This is a genomic window from Staphylococcus sp. EZ-P03, assembly GCF_003344575.1.
Taxonomy (GTDB): domain Bacteria; phylum Bacillota; class Bacilli; order Staphylococcales; family Staphylococcaceae; genus Staphylococcus; species Staphylococcus simulans_B.
Window position 1 is genome coordinate 21,613 of the sequence record NZ_QPMO01000001.1, and the last position, 24,536, is coordinate 46,148.

Here is a 24,536-nt window from a genome sequence, read left to right on the forward strand (position 1 = left end):
GTTGCTGCGAATTCCAACCACTCAAGGAGTATGAATGAAAATGAAGAAAACACAACCTACGTTACATGATATTGCGAGAATTTCTGGACTCTCGATTGCGACAGTCAATCAGATTTTAGAAGATAAACGCCATGTGGCAAATGATAATGCACGTACACGTGTCGTTGAAGCATTAGAAATGTTAGGTTATGAACCCAGTCGCTATATTCAATCTTTACGCGGAGAAAGTGTAAAGACTATCGCATTTATTATGCCGAGACATGATGCCTATTATGCTTCGATTATCGATGCGATAGAACATCAAGAAGGTTCTGAAGGTATTCGTATTATTGCGATGGCTTCTAACGAACAAGCTGCGCGTCAAGATGCATTGATCGATTGGTTCGTTTCACAACAAGTCGACGGCATCATCGTATCTCCGGTGTCTGCACAAATGCGTATTGCGAAACGCTGGAGAGATATTCCGATGGTTATTATTGATAATCAAATTGAAGACGGTTTATTGCCGTATATCGGTATGAACTACGAAGATACAACATATCGAGCAGCAGAACATTTATTGCAGCACAATCATAAAGCCATTGCGCTGATTCTAGGCAATGAAGCATCCAGTGCGACAGCAGATTCCAGAATGGGCTATAAAGCTGCACTTGAAGATTTTGAATTTCAAATGGATGAGCGTCTGATTGCGTATCAATATACAGATTTAAGTTTAAATGCGACAGAGCGTTATGGTTATGAGACAACACAGGCATTATTCAGTCAAGCACAGCATCCGACAGCATTAATCGCAGCGAACCATGCGATGCTTACTGGTATCTTGCAAGCATTGAAAGCACAAGAGTTATCTGTACCAGAAGATGTCGCAGTCGTTACATTAGAAGAAAACAGCTGGAATAAAGTACATGCGCCTGAACTGACTTCTGTCGGTATTGATTCAGAAACAATCGGTGCATCGATTTTCAAACGATTGAAACAGTACTTTGATGGCGAAACCGATACGATTACATCAGATTGGTTGGCCGCATGTTTGAACGAGAGAGCATCCAGCCGTAAACATCTATAAAGTACGTGAAAACAAAATAATAAAATAAAAACAGACCTTGTCAGCATGTCTTAAAGAAAGGGAGAAAAGACATAGCATGTGACGAGGTCTGTTTTATTAGGGATTTTAGAAATGATACACTAGGGATTTTTAAAATGCTTTTGATTGTTTGTTTAACGGATACATTTAAGGGTTTTGTCTGCGCACCCTTATAAGGGCAACAGTGGATATTACAATACCAATAATAATGGCTATGACAGCACCTGATTCTGGATGGTCAACGTGTCCTGCTTTTGGCAAGGCAGCATATGATGATTGTTCGCCTTGATGTTTTGTGCTTGCATCTTGCCCAGTTTGACCTTCTGAAGTTGCTGCTGATTTTTGACTCTCATTGTTTTGTACCGCTTTTTGTTGATTTGTTGTGGACTCAGCAGCTGCTGCTTTGCTAACTTCATTTGCATCTGCTTTGCTTGCTGCTGAAGGGTGCGTTTGAGTATTTGATGAAGAAGCAGTATCGGGTTGATCTTCTGCACCATCAGCCACAAGAGTTGTACTTGATGCGTTAGGGTTGTCATCAAGTGATTGAGATGTTTCTGAATTTTGGACCAAAGCGGATTGCTTAGCGGACTGTTCGTTTGAGACATCATTATTTTCGGCAGCGTTTATCACTCCAGGCATATTAGTAAATAGTAAACCGCTTAAAGCGATTGTTGAAACATGAAGCAAGCATTTCTCTTTACTTAACTTCATACGCATGAAAACAACACTCCTATTCCAAAATGAAAGTGTCATGTCATCCATGGTGTCAACTGGCAATGTGTAAATCCAAAAGGATGAAACAGACGATTTCGACAACAACGAAGAAAGTTGAAAGCAGCTGCGGATATGTTATTTATGAAGGGTTCATTGGGATGTACAAATGATAAATAAGAATAGTATTGCTTTCCGTCAGCACTTTAATGTTCAACTTCTTCAACTCTAGGATGGCATAGGAATGTTAAGCAGGATTTAATCTGAGTTAAAGGATTGATAAACTTCGTAAATATTCAGTATATTAGAACATTTTCACTATGAAAGTACTATGAAAACTTGGAGTGTCAAGGAATGAAAGGATAAACCCGACAAATTGTGTCTAATTCGTTGGTTAAAGTTATTTTGCAAAGTGTTATAGTTACATATGGAAAATAATTTGTATAGACAAATAATGATAAAAAGCTAAAGGGAGTTATTATCATTATTTTTCGGGTTCGTAGATTATTTTTATTTATGATTTAGTGTTTGAAATATCAATAGATGTTTATACTAATTGTGACAACTTTATATCCAAAGTACGAATATTTAGGAATATATATCAAGAAAACAGAGTAATTATAACCTAATTAAATAGTTTGTGAAATTATTCGCAATATGTTCACAATTAATATAATTAAGCTATTGAAAACGCTTCATCAAAGGTAGTATGATGTCGGTGGTAGGAAAATTAAATATAGTAGGAAAAGAGGTCATTTGGCATGGATATTATTTTAGGAACTGGGACGTTATTGCTAGTCCTATTAGCAATGTCTTTATTCTTAAAGTTCGCTCCTTACGGTAAACAGGGGCTGCAAGCACTATCAGGTGCTGCTTGTGCGACATTCTTGCCGCAAGCGTTCTTAAGTTACGCAATCGGCGGTGTGTTTCACATTGAATTCTTCCAAAGAATAGGAGATATGGCTGGGAGTTTAAGCGGTATCGCAGTAGGGATTTTTACAGGTATGAAAATGGGTATCTCACCTGTTTTCGCAGTAATCATCGGATTAGTATTACACGATCAAAAATTACTTCCTGCATTTATCGCAGCTTACTTAGTCAGCTTCTTAATTAAATTAATTGAGAAAAAAGTACCAGAAGGCTTAGACTTGATTGTAGTGATTTTAGTGGCTCCGGCATTAACATTCGGAATCGCTGGATTAATTTCACCAGGAGTAATGGCTGTGTTAAGACAAATCGGTGGTGCGATTACAGCAGTTGGTGACAATAATCCATATGCACTTGCAGTTATTTTAGGTTTAATCGTTCCGGTAGTAGGTATGACACCATTAAGTTCTATGGTATTAACAAGTCTATTAGGCTTAACAGGTGTTCCAATGGCAATCGGTGCATTAACTTGTACAGGTTCATCATTCGTTAACTTCATGTTATTCAGAACACTTAAAATCGGCGGCTTAGGTAAAGCATTCGCTGTTGCAGTTGAACCATTAACACAAATTGATACGATAGCGAAGTATCCGATTCAACTCTATGGCGCAAACGCCATTGTCGGTATGTTTAACGCGATCATCGTTACTATTGCAGGTTTAGTAATCAATGTAACGGGAATGGCAACACCAATAGCTGGTGCTATTGTATTATTCGGATTCAACAAACCTATTCCATCAGCTATTACAATCGTAGCTGTCATTGTAACAAGTATCATTCTTGGCTGGATTTTAGGTAAAGTAATCCAAAAAATCAACTTCAAGAAAATTACTGACAAACTACCAGGTAAAAAAGCTCAACCGTCAGAAGCAAATTAATAGAACATTTCTTATAAAGAGATTAAGGAGATGACATTACGCTATGGCACGTAAACATGACTACCAAAGCGCATTTGATATCATAGGTCCAGTAATGATGGGACCATCAAGTTCACACACTGCAGGTGCAGTTAAAATAGGCAACGCAGCAAGAATGGTATTGCAAGGCGAACCAGAAGATATTGAAGTTCATTATTATGAATCGTTCGCACAAACACATTTAGGTCACGGTACTGATGTTGCGATTATCGGAGGTTTACTCGGTTACAGTACGTTCGATGAACGTATTAAAAACGCAGTAGACATTGCAAAAGACGAAGGTATCGGTGTTCGTTTCATTGAAGAAACAGGCAGAAGCTTAGGTGAACACCCTAACTGTGCATTAATTAAAGCAAAACAAGGAGATCGCCACATTGAATTAAACGGTATTTCAATCGGCGGCGGTACAATTAAAATCAAAAGCATTAATGTCAATGGTCAATGTATTCTAATGAACCATGGCTTACCATTATTAGAAATCGATGGACCAACAGATAATGCGACAATCAACCATTTGATTAACGATTTAATCGAACATGGTGCAGACATCAACGAAGAAATTAAAACAATTAATCCTGATGGCTGTTTAATGGCATTGCATTTAAACAAAGCTTTATCAGAAGACGTACTGAATAAATTGAGAGAAAAGTATAGCGACTTAAACTTTGCATATATAAAATAAAGAGGTGTAATGTATGTTTGATTCAATTAAAGAGATCATAGATTATGCGAATGAACATGATATGAAATTCTCAGAAATTATGATTCAAGAAGAGATGGAATTAAGCGGTAAATCTCGTGAAGAAATCCGCGAACAAATGAGAACAAACTTAGAAGTAATGCGCGACGCAGTTGAAAAAGGGACAACTGGCGAAGGCGTAAAAAGTGTTACAGGGTATACTGGCCAAGATGCCATTAAAATCAAAAACTACAATGATAACAACCATGCGTTAGCTGGTAAAGAAATGATGCAAGCGGTTATGGGCGCAGTTGCGACAAACGAAGTTAACGCAGCAATGGGTATCATTTGTGCAACTCCGACAGCTGGTTCCTCGGGTACAATCCCAGGTACACTATTCAAATTAGAAGCATCACACAATCTTACAGAAGATCAAATGGTAGACTTCTTATTTGCAGCTTCAATCTGCGGACGTGTTGTAGCTAACAACGCAAGTGTTGCAGGCGCAACAGGCGGCTGCCAAGCTGAAGTAGGTTCAGCAGCAGCGATTGCAGCAGCAGCGGCAGTTGAAACATTCGGCGGTTCTCCTGAAGCATCTGGTCATGCTTTAGCAATCGCAATCAGCAACCTTTTAGGTCTAGTATGCGACCCAGTTGCAGGATTAGTAGAAATTCCATGTGTTATGCGTAACGCGATCGGTTCAGGCAACGCATTAATTTCAGCTGACTTAGCATTAGCTGGCGTGGAAAGCCGTATCCCAGTTGACGAAGTTATCGAAGCTATGGACAAAGTAGGTCGTAACTTACCAGCTGAATTACGTGAAACTGGTTTAGGCGGTTTAGCAGGTACACCTACAGGTGAAGCAATTAAACGTAAAATCTTCGGAGACTCTGAAGTTAAATCATAATTGTTACTAAAATATGTAAATTCCATTTAAAAGATAGATTAATGGTTTTTGAGAAACACACAATCACTAAAAGGTTGTGTGTTTTTCTATATGCATTTATAAATTTTCACAAAATTCAAAAATCATATTGCAAATTATCACTTTTATAGGTAAACTAGTCAAAAGGGGATGATGGGATATGATAACTCGATTATTATTAATTTTTGTAGCTTTCATCATTAACTCAGCTATCACATTTTATCTGACGGATATCGGGACAATGATGAATAACTTATTGAAGTCTATGTCAATCAGTATGATCATTGTATTCTTATTCTATTACACTAAGTTAATGATGGAGATAAAAGGGGAATAACTAAATCAGCAAATTTCTAAATGAGATGACTTCGGGGGCATCTCATTTTTTATTTCATTGAAAGGATGAATATCATGTCAACACTCGTTATCATTGCACATCCCAACTTAAACGAAAGCACAGTAAATCAAGCTTGGAAGGAACAACTAAAACAGCATTCTGAGTTAGTGGATGTACATGATTTGTATCAAGCGTATCCTAACGGCAAAATTGATGTAAAAAAAGAACAACATCTCATAGCGCAATATGATCATATAGTATTTCAGTATCCTGTCTTCTGGTTGAACTATCCGCCGCTTTTGCAAGAATGGTTCGATCAAGTTTATTCAGGAGACTTTGATTTTGATTCGGACGGCTTAAAAGGAAAACGTTTCGCTTTAGCAGTGTCATGCGGACAGCCGAAAGCGCATTATCAAAAAGATAATGCTATCGGATTTACGTTAGAAGAAATTTGTTCGCCGATTATCGGTGTCGTACATTTAGTCGGAGGAAAATTCTTCGACATTCATGCGATATATGAAACAGACAAGATTAATAATAAATCAGAATTAGCTGGAAATACGGCAGATTATATCCGTTTCCTTGAAAAATTCTCAGCGTATTAAATTAAGCAGTTTCCTTTAGTCTCTTGATAGGCTCCACTATACTATAGGTGACTACATATGATAAGGAGCGAAATATTAATGGAACAACAAGCGATACGCGAACAAATTTTAGACGCATTCAATTTCAGACATGCGACAAAACGTTTCAACCCAGATAAAAAAATCAGCTCAGAAGATTTCCACACAATTATTGAATCAGGACGTCTGTCACCAAGTTCTATCGGGTCAGAACCATGGCGTTTCCTAGTCGTTCAAAATGAAACATTGCGCCAAAAATTAAAAGAAGTCTCATGGGGTGCACAAGGCCAATTAGATACTGCCTCTCACTTTGTGATTATCTTAGCACGCAAAAACGTACGTCCAGGTACTGAATACTTAACACACATTATGAAAGAAATTAAAAATGTGCCAGATGATATATTAGACGATATGAACCAACGTTATGAAGCGTTCCAAAATGACAGTTTGAATCTTTATGAAAGCGAACGTTCATTATGGGATTGGGCCAGCAAACAAACTTACATTGCATTAGGCAATATGATGTCTGTTGCTGCGTTCTTAGGTGTAGACTCATGTCCGATTGAAGGCTTCGGTATGAAAGAGGTCACACAATTGCTTTCTGATGAAGGCATTATGAATGAAGATGAATTCTTGCCTTCAGTAATGGTCGCATTCGGTTATCGTGCAGATGAGCCTAAACGCGGCAAAACACGTCAAGCTTATGATGACGTTATTGAATGGATTGAATAATATTTTATAGACCTGGGTTAAGCAGCTCAGGTCTTTTGTTTTGTTCAGTTATACAATATAAATTATCAGAATTTTGTGTTTGTTATAGGTGCAAATTTGCTATAATTAAAGCTATCAATCTATTTTATTCTCACTTCATAGAATGAATACATAAAGGAGCGTTACAATGGTTAAAATTAAAATGTTTAACGTGGCACCTTACGAAGTGCCGGCAATTGAAAATTGGGCCGCAAAACACGACAACATTGAAGTTGATTATGAGAGCGGACCGATGACAAAAGAAAATATCGCAACAGTGAAAGGATATGACGGCCTTTCTTTATCTCATAATGGACCTTTTAATTCGGACTTCTATCCGATTTTAGCAAGTTACGGTATCAAACAAATTGCACAGCGCAGTGCAGGGTTCGATATGTATGATTTAGAGGAAGCTGCAAAGCATGATTTGATTATTACGACAGTACCGAGTTATTCGCCAAGTTCGATTGCTGAGTTTGCGGTAACAGGGGCATTGTATTTTGTCAGACAAGTGCCTTTGATTCAACAGCGTATGCAGCAGCATAACTTTGTATGGGATCAACCATTAATTTCGCGTCCGGTTAAAGATTTAACGGTTGCTGTAGTAGGTATTGGACGTATCGGCAGTGTTACTGCTCGATTATTCCATGGTTTTGGATGCAAGATTGTCGGTTATGATCCAGTCAGAAATCCTGAACTTGAAAATATTGTAGACTACAAAGACACTTTAGTTGAGGCAATTTCAGAAGCGGATATCGTTTCGCTCCATGTACCGGGCAATAAAGAGACATATCATTTGTTTGATGAAGCTGTATTTGAGCAATTAAAAGATGGTGTCATTTTAGTTAATGCGGCACGCGGTACTGTTGTAGAGACTGAGGCATTGCTTAATGCATTAAACAGCAATAAAGTATCAGGTGCTGTGATTGATACGTATGAAAATGAAGCACATTATTATCGCAGAGACTTTTCTGAACAAACAATCGAAGATGAAAATTTATTGGAATTAATCCGACGCGACGATGTGTTAGCTTCTCCGCACATTGCGTTCTTCACGAATGAAGCTGTGAAAAATCTTGCGGAAGGCGGATTGAATAGTACGATGGAAGTATTGAATACAGGAGATGCACAGCATAGAGTAAATTAACAAGTACGTGAACCAATTTTCAGAAAGGGGGAACGTTCATTATGAAAGTGTTTATGAAGTTGAGCTGGTTTTTCAAACAAGAGAAATTCAAATACCTTTTCGGTTTGATTGTCTTGCTTGGTATTGCACTGATTTCATTAATTCCGCCTCAAATTATCGGTAAAACGATAGATGCTATCGCATCAGAACGTTTAACCGGGCGCCAGTTATTAATGTATATGCTGCTGCTTGCAGGTGCGGCTGTCATGATTTACATATTGCGTTATACATGGCGTGTGCTGATTTTCGGTACCAGCAACAAACTAGGCAGAATTTTACGCAATCGTCTTTATGAAAAGTATACATCGATGAGTCCGTCATTCTTTCAACGCCGAAGAACAGGCGATTTGATGGCCCATGCGACGAATGATATTAATGCGATACAAGGCACTGCCGGACCTGGTGTATTAATGATAGGGGACTCAATGATTACAGGAACTTCTATCTTAGTAACTATGGCCATTACAATCAATTGGAAGCTGACATTGATTGTGATGCTGCCATTGCCTGTACTCGTCATATTATCCAGTTATTACGGCAGATTGATGAGTAAAGGGTTTAAGAAAGCACAAGCAGCATTCAGCCGGCTGAATGATAAGACACAAGAAAGTATTGCGGGTATAAAAGTAACTAAAACAATGGGCTATGAAAAAAGCGACCAAAAAGATTTCAAACGTATCAGCGATGACGTAGTGAAAAAGAACTTAAAGGTAGCTCAAATCGATGCATTATTTGATCCGACGATTATGCTGGTTATCGGTACCAGTTATTTCTTAGCGCTTGTCTTTGGTTCTTTTATGATTTTCAATAACACCATTACATTAGGACAATTAATCACGACAACCACTTATCTGGGTATGCTGGTATGGCCGTTGCTGGCTCTGGGATTCTTCTTTAATGTCATCCAAAGAGGACATGCTTCTTATGAACGTATCAGCGATATTTTAGATGCAGAAAACGAAATAGATTTGTCTTACAAGATAGAAGGCTATCCTTCTGGAACCATTCGTTACCAAATCGAATCCTTTACTTTCCCAGATGCAGAGCAGCCTGCATTGAAAAATGTCTGCTTTACGATTGAAGAAGGCATGACAGTTGGGATTGTCGGTCGCACAAGTTCAGGTAAAAGCACATTGCTGCGCCTGCTGGTAAGAGAGTTTGATACACAAAGACCAGAAGATATTACTTATGGCGAAAGACCTCTAAGGGATTATGAAATCAAGCATTTGCGTGCCATGTTCGGTTATGTACCGCAAGATAACTTTTTATTTTCTACTACGATTCGTGAAAATATTGCTTTTGCACAGCCTGATGTGTCAGACCAGCAAGTGAAACAAGCAGCTGAACTCAGTGACATTCATCAAGATATTATCCACTTCCCTAAAGGGTATGACACGATTGTCGGAGAACGCGGTGTATCTTTATCAGGCGGTCAAAAACAGCGTGTTTCTATTGCACGTGCGGTAATTAATAATCCTCCTGTACTTATCTTTGACGATTCTTTATCTGCAGTAGATGCTGCGACAGAAGAACAAATCTTAAGCAATATGCATCATGACAGAAAAGGCAAAACGAATATTATTACTGCACACCGTATGAGTGCAGTCAGTCATGCAGATTTAATCATTGTTATGGAAGACGGTACAGTCGCAGAACAAGGTACACATGAACAACTGATGCACAATCAAGGCTGGTATTATCAAACCTACCAATCGCAGCAATTGCGCGAGCAGCTGACAAAAGATTTAGATCAAGCTGCACGTGAGGAAGGAGATGATCCTCATGGCGAAACAACATAAAGCACACACTGACCATCAACTTAGCGCAAGCGACCAATGGCGGACGTTAGTTCGTTTAATGCGTTATACGATTCCGTTTAAATGGCTGATTGCGGCCGCGTTTTTAATGCTTGGTATTTCTACTGCCGCAAGTGTTCTAACGCCGTATTTAGTAAAAGTGTTTATCGATGATTATTTAACACCGAGACACTTTCCGCAACATGAAATCACTTGGCTGATTGTGCTGTTTATTAGTGTTGAATTAATCGGTGCCGTCACAACGTATATTAATATTTATATGTTCCAAAACTTTGCTTTTAAGATTATTCAGCAACTGCGTATCGACGCATTTGAGAAAATCGGCAAACTGGGAATGAAGTACTTTGATGAAGTACCTAGCGGCAGTATTGTATCACGTTTAACGAACGATACAGAGGCCATTGTCAATATGTTTGTCGGGGTCTTTGCGACATTCTTAACCGCATTGTTTACAGTGATTTCAAGCTTTATCATGATGTTTATACTAGATGTACGTTTAGCTTTCATGGCACTATGTTTCATGCCGATTATTATTTTGATTTTAAGCTTGTATCGTAAATATGCTTCATTGCTTTTTGCACAAGCGAGACAGCGGTTGTCTGATTTGAATGCGAAACTTGCTGAATCAATAGAAGGCATTCGCATGATTCAAGTATTCAACCAAGAAGCACGGCTTCAAAAGGAATTCTCTGAGATCAATGAATCGTATTATCAATACAATTTGAAGACGATTCGCTTAGATGGTTTATTGCTGCGTCCTGCTATAGGGATGCTGAGTATTTTTGCGACTGTGATGATATTAAGTTATTTCGGATTATTAAGCTTCTCATCTACAGTAACTGCAGGGATTGTTTATGCCTTTGTACAGTACATGCAGCGCTTCTTTGAACCGATTAACCAAGTCAGTCAGAATTTAAATATTTTCCAGCAAGCTTTAGTAGCGGCGAATCGTGTCTTTGCATTGTTAGATAATGATACATTAGAGCCAGAGCAGCTTGAATCCAAAGATAATACGATTACACAAGGCAAAATAGAATTTAAAGATGTAACTTTCAGTTATGATGGCGAACATAATGTACTTAAACACATTTCCTTTACCGCAAATCCAGGTGAAACTGTAGCACTCGTCGGTCATACAGGATCAGGTAAAAGTACGATTATCAATTTGTTCATGCGTTTCTATGAATTTTATCAAGGGGATATTTTAGTAGATGGACATTCAATTAAGACATTGCCGAAAACAGAACTGAAACATAAAGTAGGGTTGGTATTGCAAGATCCGTTTATCTTTTACGGCACTATTTTATCGAATATCCGTTTATATCATCCGACGATGACATATGAACAAGCAAAAGCAGCCGCACAGTTTGTGCATGCAGATCGTTTTATTGAACAATTGCCTGATACTTATGAACATAAAGTGATTGAAAAGGGCAGTGCCTTTTCAAGCGGTGAAAGACAATTAATTGCGTTTGCGAGAACGATGGCGATTGATCCTAAAATTTTAATTTTAGATGAAGCCACTGCGTTTATTGATTCTGAAACAGAAGAACAAATTCAAAATTCATTGAAAGAGATGCGAAAAGGACGTACTACACTTGCGATTGCGCATCGGCTTTCAACGATTCAAGATGCTGATCAAATCTTAGTGTTGAATCGCGGAGAGATTGTTGAACGCGGTAACCATGAATCATTGCTTGCGCAAAAAGGAATCTATTATAATATGTTCTTGCTTCAAAACGGTTGATTGAAAAGGTTATAAAAATCGCAAAGCACCTAGGGTCAGACGACCTTAGGTGCTTCTACATATATGTATGCTTATTCTTTTCCAGCTAAGAATTGTTTGAACTCAGGGAATTTGTCGATTACACGTCGTGCAAATGAGCAGCTGGCAGTAATTTTAAGATGGTTTTCATTGGCATAGTCTACAACTTGTTCAACCAATTTCGTCCCAATACCTTGGCCTCCTAATTCATCACTGACTGCAGTGTGGAAAATATCAATGACATTATCTGTTTCCTCTCTGAATTCGATAATGGCACTTGGTGCACTTTCTTCCCCCATAAAGAATTTATGGTCGCCCTGTTTCATATCTGTCATAGTTAACCCCTCTTTATTTATTTTTTAAGTCAAACTCCTACCTAAATGGTACACAATAAGAAGGGGAAGAAACAAGGGTATTACACAAAATTTATCATTTCTTTAATGAAAACGCTTTCTTAAATACAATTATAATAAACAGTTGATTCCTTTTTAATTAGAATACTTTTTGCTTTATAGGTTATATGAATCGTGAACGGGCTAGTAGGTTTGTTATAAATTACAGCAATAAAAATTTCAGAATTCTGGAAATCTAAAAGATTTGTAGAATACCATTGCATTTACCTGTATTTAGGGGTATAGTTTAAACCATAATGATTACGATTTGGAGGGACCTTTTTAAGATGAAAAAAGTAATTTATTCATTACTCGCACTTGTCTTAACTGTAGCTTTAGCAGCTTGCGGCAACTCAGGCAGCGACAGCAAAGATAGCGGCAATAAAGGCAGCAAAGACGCAAAAGTCAGTGAAGACAACAAGTTGAAAGTTAATACTACAGTATTCGCATTCCAAAGTTTTGCGGATCAAATCGGTGGTAAATACGCAGATGTGAAATCAATTTACCCGCCAGGTTCAGACTTACATAGCTTTGAGCCGACACAAAAAGAAGTCATGAACATTTCTAAAGGCGACTTATTCATTTATACAAACAAAGAAATGGACCCAGCAGCAGGTAAAATTGCGAAAACAGTTAAAAACAAAGACAACGTTCTTGAATTAACTAAAGGCTTAGACAAAGGCGCAATTCTTCCAGGCGAAGAACATGAACATGAGCACGAACACGGTGAACACGAAGAACATGGCGATCATGAACATGGCGACCATGAAGAGCACGGTGATCATGAAGAACATGGTGAACACGAAGAACACGGCGAACACCATCACCACCACGGCAAATATGATCCTCATATTTGGTTAGATCCAGTAGCGGACAAAACATTTGCGAAAGAAATCAAAGACGCATTTGTTAAAAAAGACCCTGATCATAAAGATTACTACGAGAAAAACTATAAAAAATTAGTTGGCGACATCGATGATGTAGATAAAGAATTAAAAGACGTTTCTAAAAACAAAAAACGCGACAAAGTTATTATCTCTCATGATTCATTAGCTTACTTAGCGAAACGTTATGACTTCGAACAAGAAGGTATTAACGGTATGAATAACGATGAGCCATCTCAAAAAGAATTAATGGCACTTGTTTCTGACATCAAGAAAGAAAAACAACCATATGTATTATATGAACAAAACATCAGTTCTAAAGTCACTGACATCATCAGAAAAGAAACAAACACTAAACCATTACCATTCCACAACTTATCTGTATTAACTAAAGATGAAGCGAAAGACAAAGATATTACTTATCAATCATTGATGAAGAAAAATATCGAGTCTCTTAAAAAAGCTTTAGACAGCTAATCGATAACGTTTAATCTACGCATTTCCGGTTAAATCGGAAGTGCGTATTTTTTTAAAACAAAATAGTGGTATAAAAATTATACTTGTGCTATAATAGCATTAACAAAGTAAGTATAATAATTATACTGAATAGAGGAGGTTTTTCGTTTATGGAAAATATTAAACGTATTCATCACATTTCCGCAATTGTAGGGGATGCACAAGAAAATTTAGATTTTTACCGCGATGTATTAGGATTGCAATTAATTAAACAAACAGTGAACTTTGATGACCCGGGTGTTTATCACCTTTATTTCTCAAGACAAGATGAAGATAAACGTATGGTTATGACATTCTTCAACTGGCCGAATCAGCACAGAGGCCGTGTCGGCAGCGGACAAGTCGGCCGTATTGCATTCAGAATTCCAAAAGGTTCAATGGATGCATGGGAAAAACATTTGAATGATAAAGGAATCGAAACTAAAATTTCAGGTCTCTTTGACGATGCGACATTAGAATTTAAAGATGTGCACGGTTTAGCACTTGCGTTAGTAGAAGGCGAAGAAGAAGCTGAAGACAATGCAATTTTAGGCTTCCATGGTACAGAATTATTATCTTCTGATCCGCAAGGTACACGCAGTACTTTAGTAGATGATATGGGCTTGAATGTAGTTAGTGAAAATCCTTCTAAAATCCATTTGGAAACAACAGGCGAAGAAAAACATCAAATCATCATGGCGGCACAACCATTACCTAAAGGCTTATTCGGTGTCGGTACAGTCCACCATGTGGCATGGTCTATCCCAACAGAGGAAGAACATTTAGATTGGCAAAAACACATGGAAGACAACGGTTATTTCGTAACAGAAGTTAAAGACCGTCATTACTTCAAAGCAATTTACTTTAAAGAAAAAGGTGACATTGTCTTTGAAATGGCTACAGACGGACCTGGCTTTGCGGTAGATGAACCATTTGAATCAATGGGTGAACACCTTCAAATTCCGCCGCAATACGAAGATAGACGTGAAGAATTAACACAAAACCTTAAACCGTTAGAACTATAAATGACAAGTGTGTGCAATGTCTCAGGGCATTGTGCACTTTTTTTATGATTAAATATACCTATAAGGGGTATATTGATAATGTAACTAGAAAGGAGTGACGTCAATGGCCCAACATTCAACACACCATGAACATAAAATGCCGCATGATGAACATCAACATCATGATCACCATCATCATGACAGCGGCGGTATGCATCACATGCATCATCATGGTGACTTTAAAAAGAAATTTTTTGTGTCATTGATTATGGCGATACCGATTATTTTCTTATCGCCGATGATGGGAATTAAGCTTCCGTTTCAATTTACATTTCCATATTCTGAATGGCTGGTACTTATATTAGCGACTGCTTTGTTTATCTATGGCGGTCAGCCGTTCTTAAGCGGTGCGAGAGATGAATTGAAACAAAAGAAACCTGGAATGATGACGCTCATAGCATTAGGGATTTCGGTTGCTTATTTTTATAGTCTTTACGCATTTGCGATGAATCATATCGTGCATGCTGAAGCACATGTTATGGATTTCTTCTGGGAACTAGCGACACTGATTGTAATTATGCTTTTAGGGCATTGGGTTGAAATGAAAGCAGTCGGCAATGCCGGCAACGCATTAGAAAAAATGGCAGCCCTATTGCCGAGCACAGCAATTGTGATAGATGCACAAGGCGAACGTAAAGAAGTACCTGTGCAGGATTTGAAAACTGGTGATGTCATTGAAGTACAAGCAGGTTCAAACATACCTGCAGACGGTATTATCAAAAAAGGCAAAACAAGCGTTGATGAATCGCTGGTTACAGGTGAAGCGAAACAAGTGGAAAAAGGGCCGGATGATAAAGTCATCGGCGGCGCAATGAATGGTTCAGGCACGATAGAAGCAGAAGTCACTGCTGTCGGAGAATCAAGTTATATTAACCAAGTGATGACACTGATCAGCGATGCACAAAAAGACCAATCTAAAGCAGAATTGCTTTCGGACAAAGTCGCAGGTTATTTATTCTACTTTGCGGTGATTGTCGGATTTATCGCATTTGTAGTTTGGCTGATGCTTACACACAGTGTGGACTTTGCATTAGAACGTCTTGTCACTGTATTGATAATTGCTTGTCCGCATGCGTTAGGATTAGCTATTCCACTCGTTGTGGCACGTTCAACATCTTTAGGCGCAAGCCATGGTGTCATGATTAAACATCGAGAAGCGGTAGAGAAAGTGAAACATCTGGATGTTGTCATGATGGATAAAACAGGCACATTAACTGAAGGCAACTTTGCGGTGAATCATTATCAAAGCTTGAGTGAAAATTATTCGGATGAACAAGTCTTGGCTTATTTTGCGGCGATTGAACAATCTTCTAATCATCCGCTTGCCGAAGGAATATTGAATAAAGCAGCTGATTTAGACTTGGACATACCTGAAGCTGAAAATGTGCATAACTTGCCAGGTGTCGGCTTGGAAGGTGAAATGAACCATCATCACCTTAAAGTCGTCAGTGTATCTTATTTGCAGTCTCATCAATTGGAGTATGACCAAGAAGCTTTCGATCGATTGGCAAGAGAAGGTCAATCTGTCAGCTATTTAATCATTGATGACAAAGTGACAGGTATTGTCGCACAAGGCGATCAAATCAAAGCAAGCTCTAAAGATATGGTGAAAGCCTTGCATGATGCTGGCATTAAAGTAGTTATGCTTACGGGGGATAATGAACAAGCAGCGCATACTGTCGCACAACAAATCGGTATTGATGAGGTGTATGCACAGTTAATGCCGGAGGATAAAGAATCCATTATTCAACGTTATCAAGAAGATAATCAAATGGTCATGATGGTCGGCGACGGTATTAATGATGCGCCGAGTCTGGTACGTGCAGATATTGGTGTAGCCATTGGCGCAGGTACAGATGTCGCTATTGATTCTGCGGATATTATTTTAGTGAAAAGCAATCCGATGGATATGCTGTATTTCATTCAATTATCAAAGGCAACTATGCGTAAAATGGTCCAAAACTTATGGTGGGGTGCTGGTTATAATATTATTGCAGTACCGCTTGCCGCAGGTGTTTTAGCCTTTATGGGTATTATGCTTTCACCTGCAGTCGGTGCTGTATTAATGTCATTAAGTACAGTTATTGTCGCAGTGAATGCGATGATGTTAAAAGTTAAAAAAGAATAATAAGTCATGTTGATACTATCAATTGCACCGTTTCTTAAGGAAGCGGTGTTTTTTTAATGAAAAAGTGTTCAAAAACAACCAAAAAATACATAACTGGAAACATTTGGATAACAAAAAGAACGATTTGGATATTCTTTTGTATCAGATAAAATGATAACGTTTACATGTATAGTAAAAGTTTAACGATATCGAGAAAACAGCTTAAGAAATAACAGTCTTTAGATAGAGGTGAAAAGGTTGGAAAGAAAATTAACTAAGTTTGAAAAGTATGCATTTGGTTTTGGTACAGTCGGAAAAGACGCAATCTTCAATATTGTCAGCCTGTTCTTGATGTTTTACATCACAGATATTGTCGGATTGTCTCCAGCGTTTGTCGGCGTATTATTCTTCGCTGCACGTATTTGGGATGCAATTAACGACCCGATCATGGGAATGGTAGTTGATAATACACACAACCGTTTCGGTAAGTTCAAAACATGGCTGGTTATCGGAACATTAATTAACGCAGTTATCACAGTGTTGTTATTTACGAACTTCAACTTTCCTGGCAACGGGATGTATATCTATATTTCAATCATTTATATTCTTTGGGGTATGACGTATACAATCATGGATATTCCATATTGGTCATGGCTGCCGAACTTGACGAACAACCCGCGTGAACGTGAAGAAGTCGCAGTTGTACCGCGTTTCTTCGCAAGCTTTGCGGCATTTGTAATCGGTAGCTTCGGATTAATGTTTATCCATAAACTTGATGGCTGGTTAGGCGAACCTTTCAAAGGTGCAGGTATTTTCGCACTTGCGATTATTTGCAGTATTACATTCTTGATCACTATCGGAATTACAGTCTTCTGCGTACATGAAGATACAGAAATCGAAAGACAGAACGCAATCAAAATCCGTTTTAAAGACATTTGGCGTATTTTATTCAAAAATAAAGAGCTGCTTGCGATTATCGGCGTGATTTTAGCATTCAACTTATGCGGTCAAATGATTAACGGTATTATCTTGTATTACTTTAAATATGTAGCGGGTGTAGAAAGCTTATTCTCAGTTTTCAACACAATGATTTTAATGGAAATGGGTTCATTGCTCATCTTCCCATACCTTGTTAAGAAATTCGGACGCAGTGCAGTCTTCAACTATGCGGTATTCGGAATCATCATCGGCCTTGTAGTAATTTTAGCAGCTGGATTCATCGCACCGCATGCGGCGATTTGGGTCATTATCGGAGGTGCTTGTATCCGCTTTGGTACAGGTACACTAGTCGGAATCAACACAGTTGCACTTGCGGACGTTATTGATTACAGTGAAGTAAAATTCGGTCAGCGTAACGAGAGTGTCATCACATCTACACAAACATTCTTAGTGAAATTAGCACAAGCCTTTGCAGGTTTAAGTGTGGGTGTCGGACTTTCAATGATCGGTTATGTACCAAACGTAGAACAAACAACAGATACGATTTGGGGTATCAGAATCGGTATGATCGGTGTACCTATCTTCTTTATCATTATTTGCAGTATTCTCTATCATAAAGCCTTCAACCTAAAAGGCGACTTCTTGAAAGACATTGAACAAACGTTAGAATACAAACGTAAAAGAGAAGGACGCGAACCGATTCATCGCGAATTATAAAAAGCCATAAACAAAAGCAGTGCGCATGGATTAATACATTAATCAGGTCACTGCTTTTGCATGGTTTTATGAATTTTTATGATTTAATTTCTCTGCACGGTAGGCAGAAGGAGAGAGATTGAAATGCGCAGTAAATGCTTTGGTGAATGGGACAGATTGTGCATAATCCAATTCCGAAGCGATTTCATAAATCGGCTTGTTGGTAAAGGTCAGCTCATGTGTAGCATAGCCCATTCGCAATTCTTTAAGATATTTGCTTGGCGAAACGCCGAAGTGTTTAGTAAAGAGTTTGAATAATTTGCTGCGGCTGACATTAGCGAGTTTCGCTGCTTGATCTACAGTCGTCTGCTGACTTTTGAAGTTATTGTTGAAATATTCTAATGCGACTTTTAAATCTTGCGATGCGAGTTGTTCGGGTACTTCGATTGCTTTAGGATAACGCTGCGTAAGCAAGTACAACAGCTCTAGCAAGTGCTGATTAAGCAGGATATCATGAGATTCTTCTGTGATGATGCTGTTAGCGAGGACACAGATTCTGAAAATGAGTTTAAACAAGTCAGATGTGTCATGATTTTGATCGACATAATCATCTGCTAAAGTAGAACGGTTCAGGTAATTGAGCGCATGCGATCCGCTGAAACCGACCCACATATAATGCCATGGGATTTTACCGGAAGAATAGTATTTTACTTCCATGCCTTTTAGGAGTAAGAAGATATCTCCTTCTTTTAAATAATAAGTTGAACCATCAACGATGAACGTACCTCTGCCTTGAGTGACAATATGGAGTACAGCTGGTTTGGTGACGGTGTACTCAAAGCCGTTGCCTGCATATAATTTTTCCATGCCGCATTCATCGACTTGAGCTTCATAACTCAGTTTTTTAAATTTCGTCCAGAAGACTTGCACATATTTCAACTCTCTTTCTTATATGATAAAGCCATTATACCATTTGCATTTGAGAAAAATATGGAATTTTAGAAATATTTTAGGAGGGTCTCAATTGACTTTAGATTTACACTATAACTTAGATAAATTACATGTGAATACATTGCCATATGCAGCATACTTTATACCAAAACAAAATAAACCATCCGCTGATAATACAACTGAAAACAAAGTTGTGACAAATTTAACAGGAGATTGGAATTTCGGATTCTTCGAAAGTATTGAAGACTTTGAATCCAGCCGAACAAAAGCTGCACAAACATTGCCGGTGCCATCTGTTTGGAACTTGCATGGCTTCGATCAAACACAATATGTAAACATAAAATATCCGATTCCGTTTGATCCGCCTTACGTACCAAAAGAGAATCCTTGCGGCTATTATGAACGTACTTTCAATATTGATTCAGTTTATGACAAAGACAATCAATTTGTCCTAAACTTTGAAGGGGTAAGCAGTGCATATTATGTTTGGATTAATGACAAGTTTGTCGGTTACAGCCAAGTTTCGCACAGTGCTTCTCGCTTTGATGTGACTGAATTTGTCGAAGAAGGCAAGAATAACATCGAAGTCTTAGTTGTGAAATATTCAGATGGTACATATTTTGAAGACCAAGATATGTTCCGCCATTCAGGTATTTTCAGAGATGTTTATATTGTAGAACGTCCAAATAATCGTATTGAAGACTTTGTGATTCAAACGAAAATAAAAACAAGAAAACAAACAGGCCAAGTGCATTTAAATGTGACAGATACACATGGCAAGCCGAACTACACAGCATCGCTGTATGATGCTGAAGGTGCATTGGTAGCTGAAGATGTCAAAAGCAATCGAAAAGGCGACATCGTTATCAATGTAGAGCATGCACAGTATTGGAGTGCAGAAACACCTTATCTTTATCAGCTCGTTATTAAAACAGAGGATGAAATCATTACACAACAAGTCGGATTGAGAGAAGTTGAAATTAAGAAGCAGCAGCTGTGGATTAACGGCAAATCTGTTAAATTACGCGGTGCAAACTATCATGACAGCAACCCTCAAACAGGTTATGTATTAACAGAAGCACAAATGCATGAAGATTTAACATTAATGAAACATGCGAACTTCAACGCGATTCGTACAGCACATTATCCTAAAGCACCGCGCTTCTATGAACTCGCAGATGAATACGGCTTCTATGTGATGAGTGAAGCGGACTTAGAAACACACGGTGTTGTTTTATTCTATGGTGATGAAAATACGAAAGACTTTAACATTATCGCAGATGACCCGCAATATGAAGCGCCGATTTTAGATAGAATCGAAGCATCTATTGTGCAATTGCGCAACTTCTCATCTGTCATTATGTGGTCTTTAGGCAATGAATCAGGTTATGGTGTGAATATCGAAAAAGCAGCGAAATTAGCTAAAGATTTAGATGCGACACGTCCGATTCATTATGAGAGTGCCTTTTATGCAAAAGGCGGAGAAGACTTCTCTAAATTAGATATGATCAGCCGTATGTATCCATCTCCAGAAGAAATCAAAGAACGTTATTTAGAGAATAAGAAAGTGAAACAGCCATTCATCTTATGTGAATATGCACATGCAATGGGGAACTCTCCAGGCGGTTTAGCAGAGTATCATCAATTGTTAGAAGACTATCCAAGCTTTATCGGTGCCTTTGTTTGGGAATGGTGCGATCATGCGATTGATATCAGCGAAACAGATGCAAACACACCGGTTTATCGTTACGGCGGCGACTTCGGCGAAGTACTGCATGACGGCAACTTCTGTGTGGACGGTATTGTAAGTCCTGACAGAACACCGCATGAAGGTTATTATGAATTCCAGCAAGTGAATCGTCCGGTGATTTTAACGAAACACCGCAACCATCAACTGACATTCTATAACCGTTTAGATTTCATCAATGCTGAAGAAGTTGTTGCATTAGGCTTTACTTTCACAACAACAACAGGCGAAATCTATGAAGAACAAGTAGTGTTAGAAGATTTCAAACCGCATACAGAAACAACAATTGATTTGACACAAATTGCAGATGCAAAAGTATTAAATCAATTAAGCGATGTATTAGTAGAGTATGTGCGTACAGCAGATCAAACTGTAGTCGGTCATGACCAAGTAGTTGCAGAGCGTTTGCAATTTGTACCAGGCGGATTTGACGCAGCTTCTGATTTGAAAGTCAATGTGGATGACACAGCACACACAATTGAAGTCATCGGCGACCAAACACAGTTTGTATTTGATACAACAACAGCTGCACTGACATTCGCTAAAGCAGATGACAGTATTCTGCTTCATGAACCTACCGCTGTCAGTATTTGGCGTGCACCTACAGACAATGATATTTATGTACGTCCAGATTGGGAAGAAATGGGTTACCAGCATGCTTATACACGTGTGTATGATTATAATATTGTGAAGAGCGAAAAAGCTGTAAGTATCCGATTTGATATTAGTATTGTGAATCACCGTGTGCCGAAAATTTTAGAAGGTACGTTAACATGGCAAGTACAAAATGACGGCAACATTGATGCAGCACTGCGTTTGGATAAAAATCCGCGTATGCCGTTCTTGCCGCGTATCGGTTTAGAGTTCAAACTTGCAAAAGATTTCGAGCGTTTGGCTTATTACGGACAAGGACCTTTCAGCAGCTACAGCGATAAACAGCTGGCTAGCCACTTAGGTTACTTCGTCTCAAGTGTGAAAGAGAACTTCTGGCCGCATATTCGTCCGCAAGAAGACGGCAGCCATAATAATACGACGTTTGTTAAAGTTGAAAACAACGTGTCGCAACTGACATTCAACGCAGCAACTCCGTTCAGCTTCAACGCAAAACCATATTCAGATCAACAGCTGACTGAAGTAGAACATGCTGATCAATTAGTATCAGAAGGTTATACATTTATCAATATTGATGCAGCACAAAGCGGTATCGGCACAAACAGCTGCGGACCTGAATTGCCAGAACGTTACCGTTTGAATGCAGACCATTACGACCTTGCATTTACAATCAGTTTCAACTAAAAGCTGTAAAAGCTTATCAAAATAATAAAGCATCAGAAGGCGATAACAATACCTTCTGATGCTTTTTCATTTTCTAATCATTATTCTGTATAACGGTGGTACATCAATTCTTTCAGGTTGCTGATTTCTTCTTTGATCAATTGACCTGTATTTGTGTCGCGGATGCGTTTACGTTTTAATTCTTTGTCCACTAAACGTTTTGTGGAAAGCTCATCTGCACCATAGCGCAATACATTTTCTTTCGTATTGAAGTGCTGATGTGCAACCAGCTGCATGCCATACGAATTGTACAATAATGTATAACCAGCAATACCTGTTGTTGATTGGTATACCTTAGAGAAGCCGCCGTCAATGACAATCATTTTGCCGTCAGCTTTAATCGGATCTTCGCCGTCGATTTCTTTGACTGGTGTGTGGCCGTTAATGATATGGCCTTGTTCAGGGTCTAAGTCGAAGTCTTTAAGCAATTTGCCGACAACTTCTGGGTCTTCTCGTAATGAATAGTATGGATTTTTCTCTTCTTTATGTGTTGCTTTATCTTTAATAAAGTAACGTTCGAATGTAGTCATTGCACGTTTGCCGAAGAGGGATGAATATTTCCCAGTCCATAAATACCATACTAAGTCAGTAGCTAAGTCATCTGTTACGTCTTTGTTTCTGAATGCTTTACGCATATATGCTTCAAATTGGTCTAACAGTTGACGTCCTGAATAAAATTCGCCGTTGATTTCCATACCTTCCATTTTACCGTTCTCATCAATTGGAATGCAGCCGTGGATTAATAAGTTGCCGTTGTATGGCAGGTATAAAGAACCTTTATCCATTAAGAAAGTCATATGGCGTTTTAATTTCTCAGATTCTTGTACAGAGATTAATAATTTATCAATGACTTCTTGTTCTTCCGGCAATAATTGCGCTGGGTCTTTCGGATCTACTGTCACGAAACATGTATCTGTCAGTTCATGTGTTTGACCATGCAATGTGTAAGTCAAATTATCATAGTCGACATGTTCTAATACCAGACGTTCTTCCATTTCAAATGATGGGCGGCGTTTGATAATCGGCATTTCTAATTTAAATTGAATCATCGCAATCGCTTGATGGATTTTCGTGATTTGAAGCTGCTCTTGTTCTGATAAGTTAGAATCAGAACGTAATTTAGGACGAAAGGCAGGATTGTCGCCATAATATTTCTCAGCTAAGTTTAATAGCGGTCTTAAGTTGATACCATAGGCATCTTCCACAATATTCAAGTTGTCGTAACGTGCACAAATACGCAAGATGTTTGCTAAACATACACGTGAACCTGCATAAGCACCGATCCAAATCGCATCATGGTTGCCCCATTGAATATCTACAGAGTGATAGTTGATTAATGTTTCTACGATTTTCTCTGGTTCAGGACCACGGTCGTAAATATCTCCGACAACGTGCAGATGGTCTACAACTAAACGTTGAATCGTATATGAAAGACCGATAATCAAATCATCAGCTTGTTGTGTTTCGATGATTTGATTCATCAATGTATTGTAATAAGGTGTTTTGTTTTCGAGTTCATTGGTTTTATAAAGTAATTCTTCAATGATATACACAAACTTTTTAGGCAAGGCTTTGCGCAGTTTAGAGCGTGTATATTTAGAAGCGGAATATTGAACCATTTGAATCATTTGGTCAATACGTTTTTCATACCAACGATTTAAAGGTTCTTTGGTATCAAAGCTGCTTTTCACCATTTTCAGTTTTTCTTCAGGGTAGTAAATCAAAGCAGTAAAGTCGCTGATTTCTTGATTAGACAATTTGTCTTTGAAGATATCATTTACTTTGGTGCGGACATTTCCAGAACCATTGCGCAATACATGCTGGAATGAATCGAATTCGCCATGCAAGTCGCTGACAAAGTGTTCTGTGCCTTTTGGTAATTCTAAGATAGATTCAAGGCTGATAATCTCAGATGCAAGTTGTTCTTCGTGATTGAATTTCTCCGCAAGCAAGTCAAAATATTTATGTTTAAGTTCACGTTCGTTGGTAATCATTTTTTCCTCCTGGACTCAATAATAATAGCGCTTACATTTGATTATTGTACTTTTTTAAATATTTTTCAATGGTCGCGACTGAAAAGATGAAAAAAAAGATAGAATCCATGAAGAAAATATGGCTATTGTAAAGCAATTTTTAAAATCAGTTTAAAAAAACAAGGAGGCTTTAATCAATTATGTTAAGATAAAAAATGAATAAAGTATACAT

At 38.3% G+C, this 24,536-nt stretch carries 19 protein-coding genes; 15 read left to right on the forward strand and 4 right to left on the reverse strand.

Annotation, left to right across the window (positions count from 1 at the left end):
• Nucleotides 1-40 precede the first annotated feature (40 nt).
• A complete protein-coding gene (locus tag DVJ99_RS00110; RefSeq protein WP_114602885.1) occupies nucleotides 41-1,066 on the forward strand; it encodes a LacI family DNA-binding transcriptional regulator in 1,026 nt (341 codons plus the stop codon).
• Nucleotides 1,067-1,231: 165 nt separating this feature from the next.
• Here DVJ99_RS00110 and DVJ99_RS00115 read toward each other — a convergent pair whose 3' ends face one another.
• On the reverse strand, nucleotides 1,232-1,801 hold the full coding sequence (locus DVJ99_RS00115; RefSeq protein ID WP_114602667.1) for a hypothetical protein: 570 nt from the start codon (nucleotides 1,799-1,801) through the stop codon (nucleotides 1,232-1,234).
• A 755-nt stretch (nucleotides 1,802-2,556) separates the two neighbouring features.
• Between DVJ99_RS00115 and DVJ99_RS00120 the strand changes: the two genes are divergently transcribed.
• From DVJ99_RS00120 to DVJ99_RS00155, 9 genes are all read left to right on the forward strand, one after another.
• The gene (locus DVJ99_RS00120) at nucleotides 2,557-3,600 is read left to right on the forward strand and encodes a PTS sugar transporter subunit IIC (protein WP_114602668.1); all 1,044 of its coding nucleotides are present in this window, start codon (nucleotides 2,557-2,559) and stop codon (nucleotides 3,598-3,600) included.
• A 43-nt stretch (nucleotides 3,601-3,643) separates the two neighbouring features.
• Entirely contained in the window at nucleotides 3,644-4,321 is a 678-nt protein-coding gene (gene sdaAB, locus DVJ99_RS00125) for an L-serine ammonia-lyase, iron-sulfur-dependent subunit beta (protein WP_105993083.1), read from the forward strand.
• 13 nt (nucleotides 4,322-4,334) lie between these two features.
• On the forward strand, nucleotides 4,335-5,225 hold the full coding sequence (sdaAA, locus tag DVJ99_RS00130) for an L-serine ammonia-lyase, iron-sulfur-dependent, subunit alpha (RefSeq protein ID WP_105993084.1): 891 nt from the start codon (nucleotides 4,335-4,337) through the stop codon (nucleotides 5,223-5,225).
• Nucleotides 5,226-5,403: 178 nt separating this feature from the next.
• Nucleotides 5,404-5,580 carry a hypothetical protein gene (locus tag DVJ99_RS13055; RefSeq protein WP_162912115.1) on the forward strand — a complete coding sequence of 59 codons (177 nt, stop codon included), beginning with the start codon at nucleotides 5,404-5,406 and terminating at the stop codon, nucleotides 5,578-5,580.
• Between the two features lie 74 nt (nucleotides 5,581-5,654).
• Nucleotides 5,655-6,185: an NAD(P)H-dependent oxidoreductase gene (locus DVJ99_RS00135; RefSeq protein ID WP_114602669.1), complete on the forward strand. Its 531-nt coding sequence runs from the start codon at nucleotides 5,655-5,657 to the stop codon at nucleotides 6,183-6,185.
• 78 nt (nucleotides 6,186-6,263) lie between these two features.
• Nucleotides 6,264-6,935, forward strand: a complete 672-nt coding sequence (locus DVJ99_RS00140; RefSeq protein ID WP_114602670.1) for an NAD(P)H-dependent oxidoreductase — start codon at nucleotides 6,264-6,266, stop codon at nucleotides 6,933-6,935.
• Between the two features lie 166 nt (nucleotides 6,936-7,101).
• Entirely contained in the window at nucleotides 7,102-8,100 is a 999-nt protein-coding gene (locus tag DVJ99_RS00145) for a D-2-hydroxyacid dehydrogenase (RefSeq protein WP_114602671.1), read from the forward strand.
• Nucleotides 8,101-8,141: 41 nt separating this feature from the next.
• A complete protein-coding gene (locus tag DVJ99_RS00150) occupies nucleotides 8,142-9,938 on the forward strand; it encodes an ABC transporter ATP-binding protein (RefSeq protein WP_114602672.1) in 1,797 nt (598 codons plus the stop codon).
• The gene (locus tag DVJ99_RS00155) at nucleotides 9,922-11,703 is read left to right on the forward strand and encodes an ABC transporter ATP-binding protein (RefSeq protein WP_114602673.1); all 1,782 of its coding nucleotides are present in this window, start codon (nucleotides 9,922-9,924) and stop codon (nucleotides 11,701-11,703) included. Before DVJ99_RS00150 ends, DVJ99_RS00155 begins: the two co-directional genes overlap by 17 nt.
• A gap of 71 nt (nucleotides 11,704-11,774) precedes the next feature.
• On the opposite strand, the gene DVJ99_RS00160 is transcribed toward DVJ99_RS00155, so the two are convergent.
• Nucleotides 11,775-12,056 (reverse strand): GNAT family N-acetyltransferase, encoded by a 282-nt coding sequence (locus tag DVJ99_RS00160; protein ID WP_114602674.1) that lies wholly within the window; start codon nucleotides 12,054-12,056, stop codon nucleotides 11,775-11,777.
• 344 nt (nucleotides 12,057-12,400) lie between these two features.
• Between DVJ99_RS00160 and DVJ99_RS00165 the strand changes: the two genes are divergently transcribed.
• From DVJ99_RS00165 to melB, 4 genes are all read left to right on the forward strand, one after another.
• Nucleotides 12,401-13,474, forward strand: coding sequence for a metal ABC transporter solute-binding protein, Zn/Mn family (locus DVJ99_RS00165; protein ID WP_205527041.1), 1,074 nt, complete (start codon nucleotides 12,401-12,403; stop codon nucleotides 13,472-13,474).
• A gap of 149 nt (nucleotides 13,475-13,623) precedes the next feature.
• The gene (locus DVJ99_RS00170) at nucleotides 13,624-14,517 is read left to right on the forward strand and encodes a VOC family protein (protein WP_114602675.1); all 894 of its coding nucleotides are present in this window, start codon (nucleotides 13,624-13,626) and stop codon (nucleotides 14,515-14,517) included.
• A gap of 103 nt (nucleotides 14,518-14,620) precedes the next feature.
• A complete protein-coding gene (locus tag DVJ99_RS00175; protein WP_114602676.1) occupies nucleotides 14,621-16,684 on the forward strand; it encodes a heavy metal translocating P-type ATPase in 2,064 nt (687 codons plus the stop codon).
• A gap of 237 nt (nucleotides 16,685-16,921) precedes the next feature.
• Nucleotides 16,922-18,319 carry a melibiose:sodium transporter MelB gene (gene melB, locus DVJ99_RS00180; RefSeq protein WP_114602677.1) on the forward strand — a complete coding sequence of 466 codons (1,398 nt, stop codon included), beginning with the start codon at nucleotides 16,922-16,924 and terminating at the stop codon, nucleotides 18,317-18,319.
• A 66-nt stretch (nucleotides 18,320-18,385) separates the two neighbouring features.
• On the opposite strand, the gene DVJ99_RS00185 is transcribed toward melB, so the two are convergent.
• A complete protein-coding gene (locus DVJ99_RS00185) occupies nucleotides 18,386-19,228 on the reverse strand; it encodes an AraC family transcriptional regulator (protein WP_105993093.1) in 843 nt (280 codons plus the stop codon).
• Nucleotides 19,229-19,322: 94 nt separating this feature from the next.
• Between DVJ99_RS00185 and DVJ99_RS00190 the strand changes: the two genes are divergently transcribed.
• Entirely contained in the window at nucleotides 19,323-22,292 is a 2,970-nt protein-coding gene (locus tag DVJ99_RS00190) for a glycoside hydrolase family 2 TIM barrel-domain containing protein (protein WP_205527042.1), read from the forward strand.
• A gap of 80 nt (nucleotides 22,293-22,372) precedes the next feature.
• Here DVJ99_RS00190 and DVJ99_RS00195 read toward each other — a convergent pair whose 3' ends face one another.
• The gene (locus tag DVJ99_RS00195; protein WP_114602679.1) at nucleotides 22,373-24,325 is read right to left on the reverse strand and encodes a fructose-1,6-bisphosphatase; all 1,953 of its coding nucleotides are present in this window, start codon (nucleotides 24,323-24,325) and stop codon (nucleotides 22,373-22,375) included.
• Between the last annotated feature and the right edge of the window lie 211 nt (nucleotides 24,326-24,536).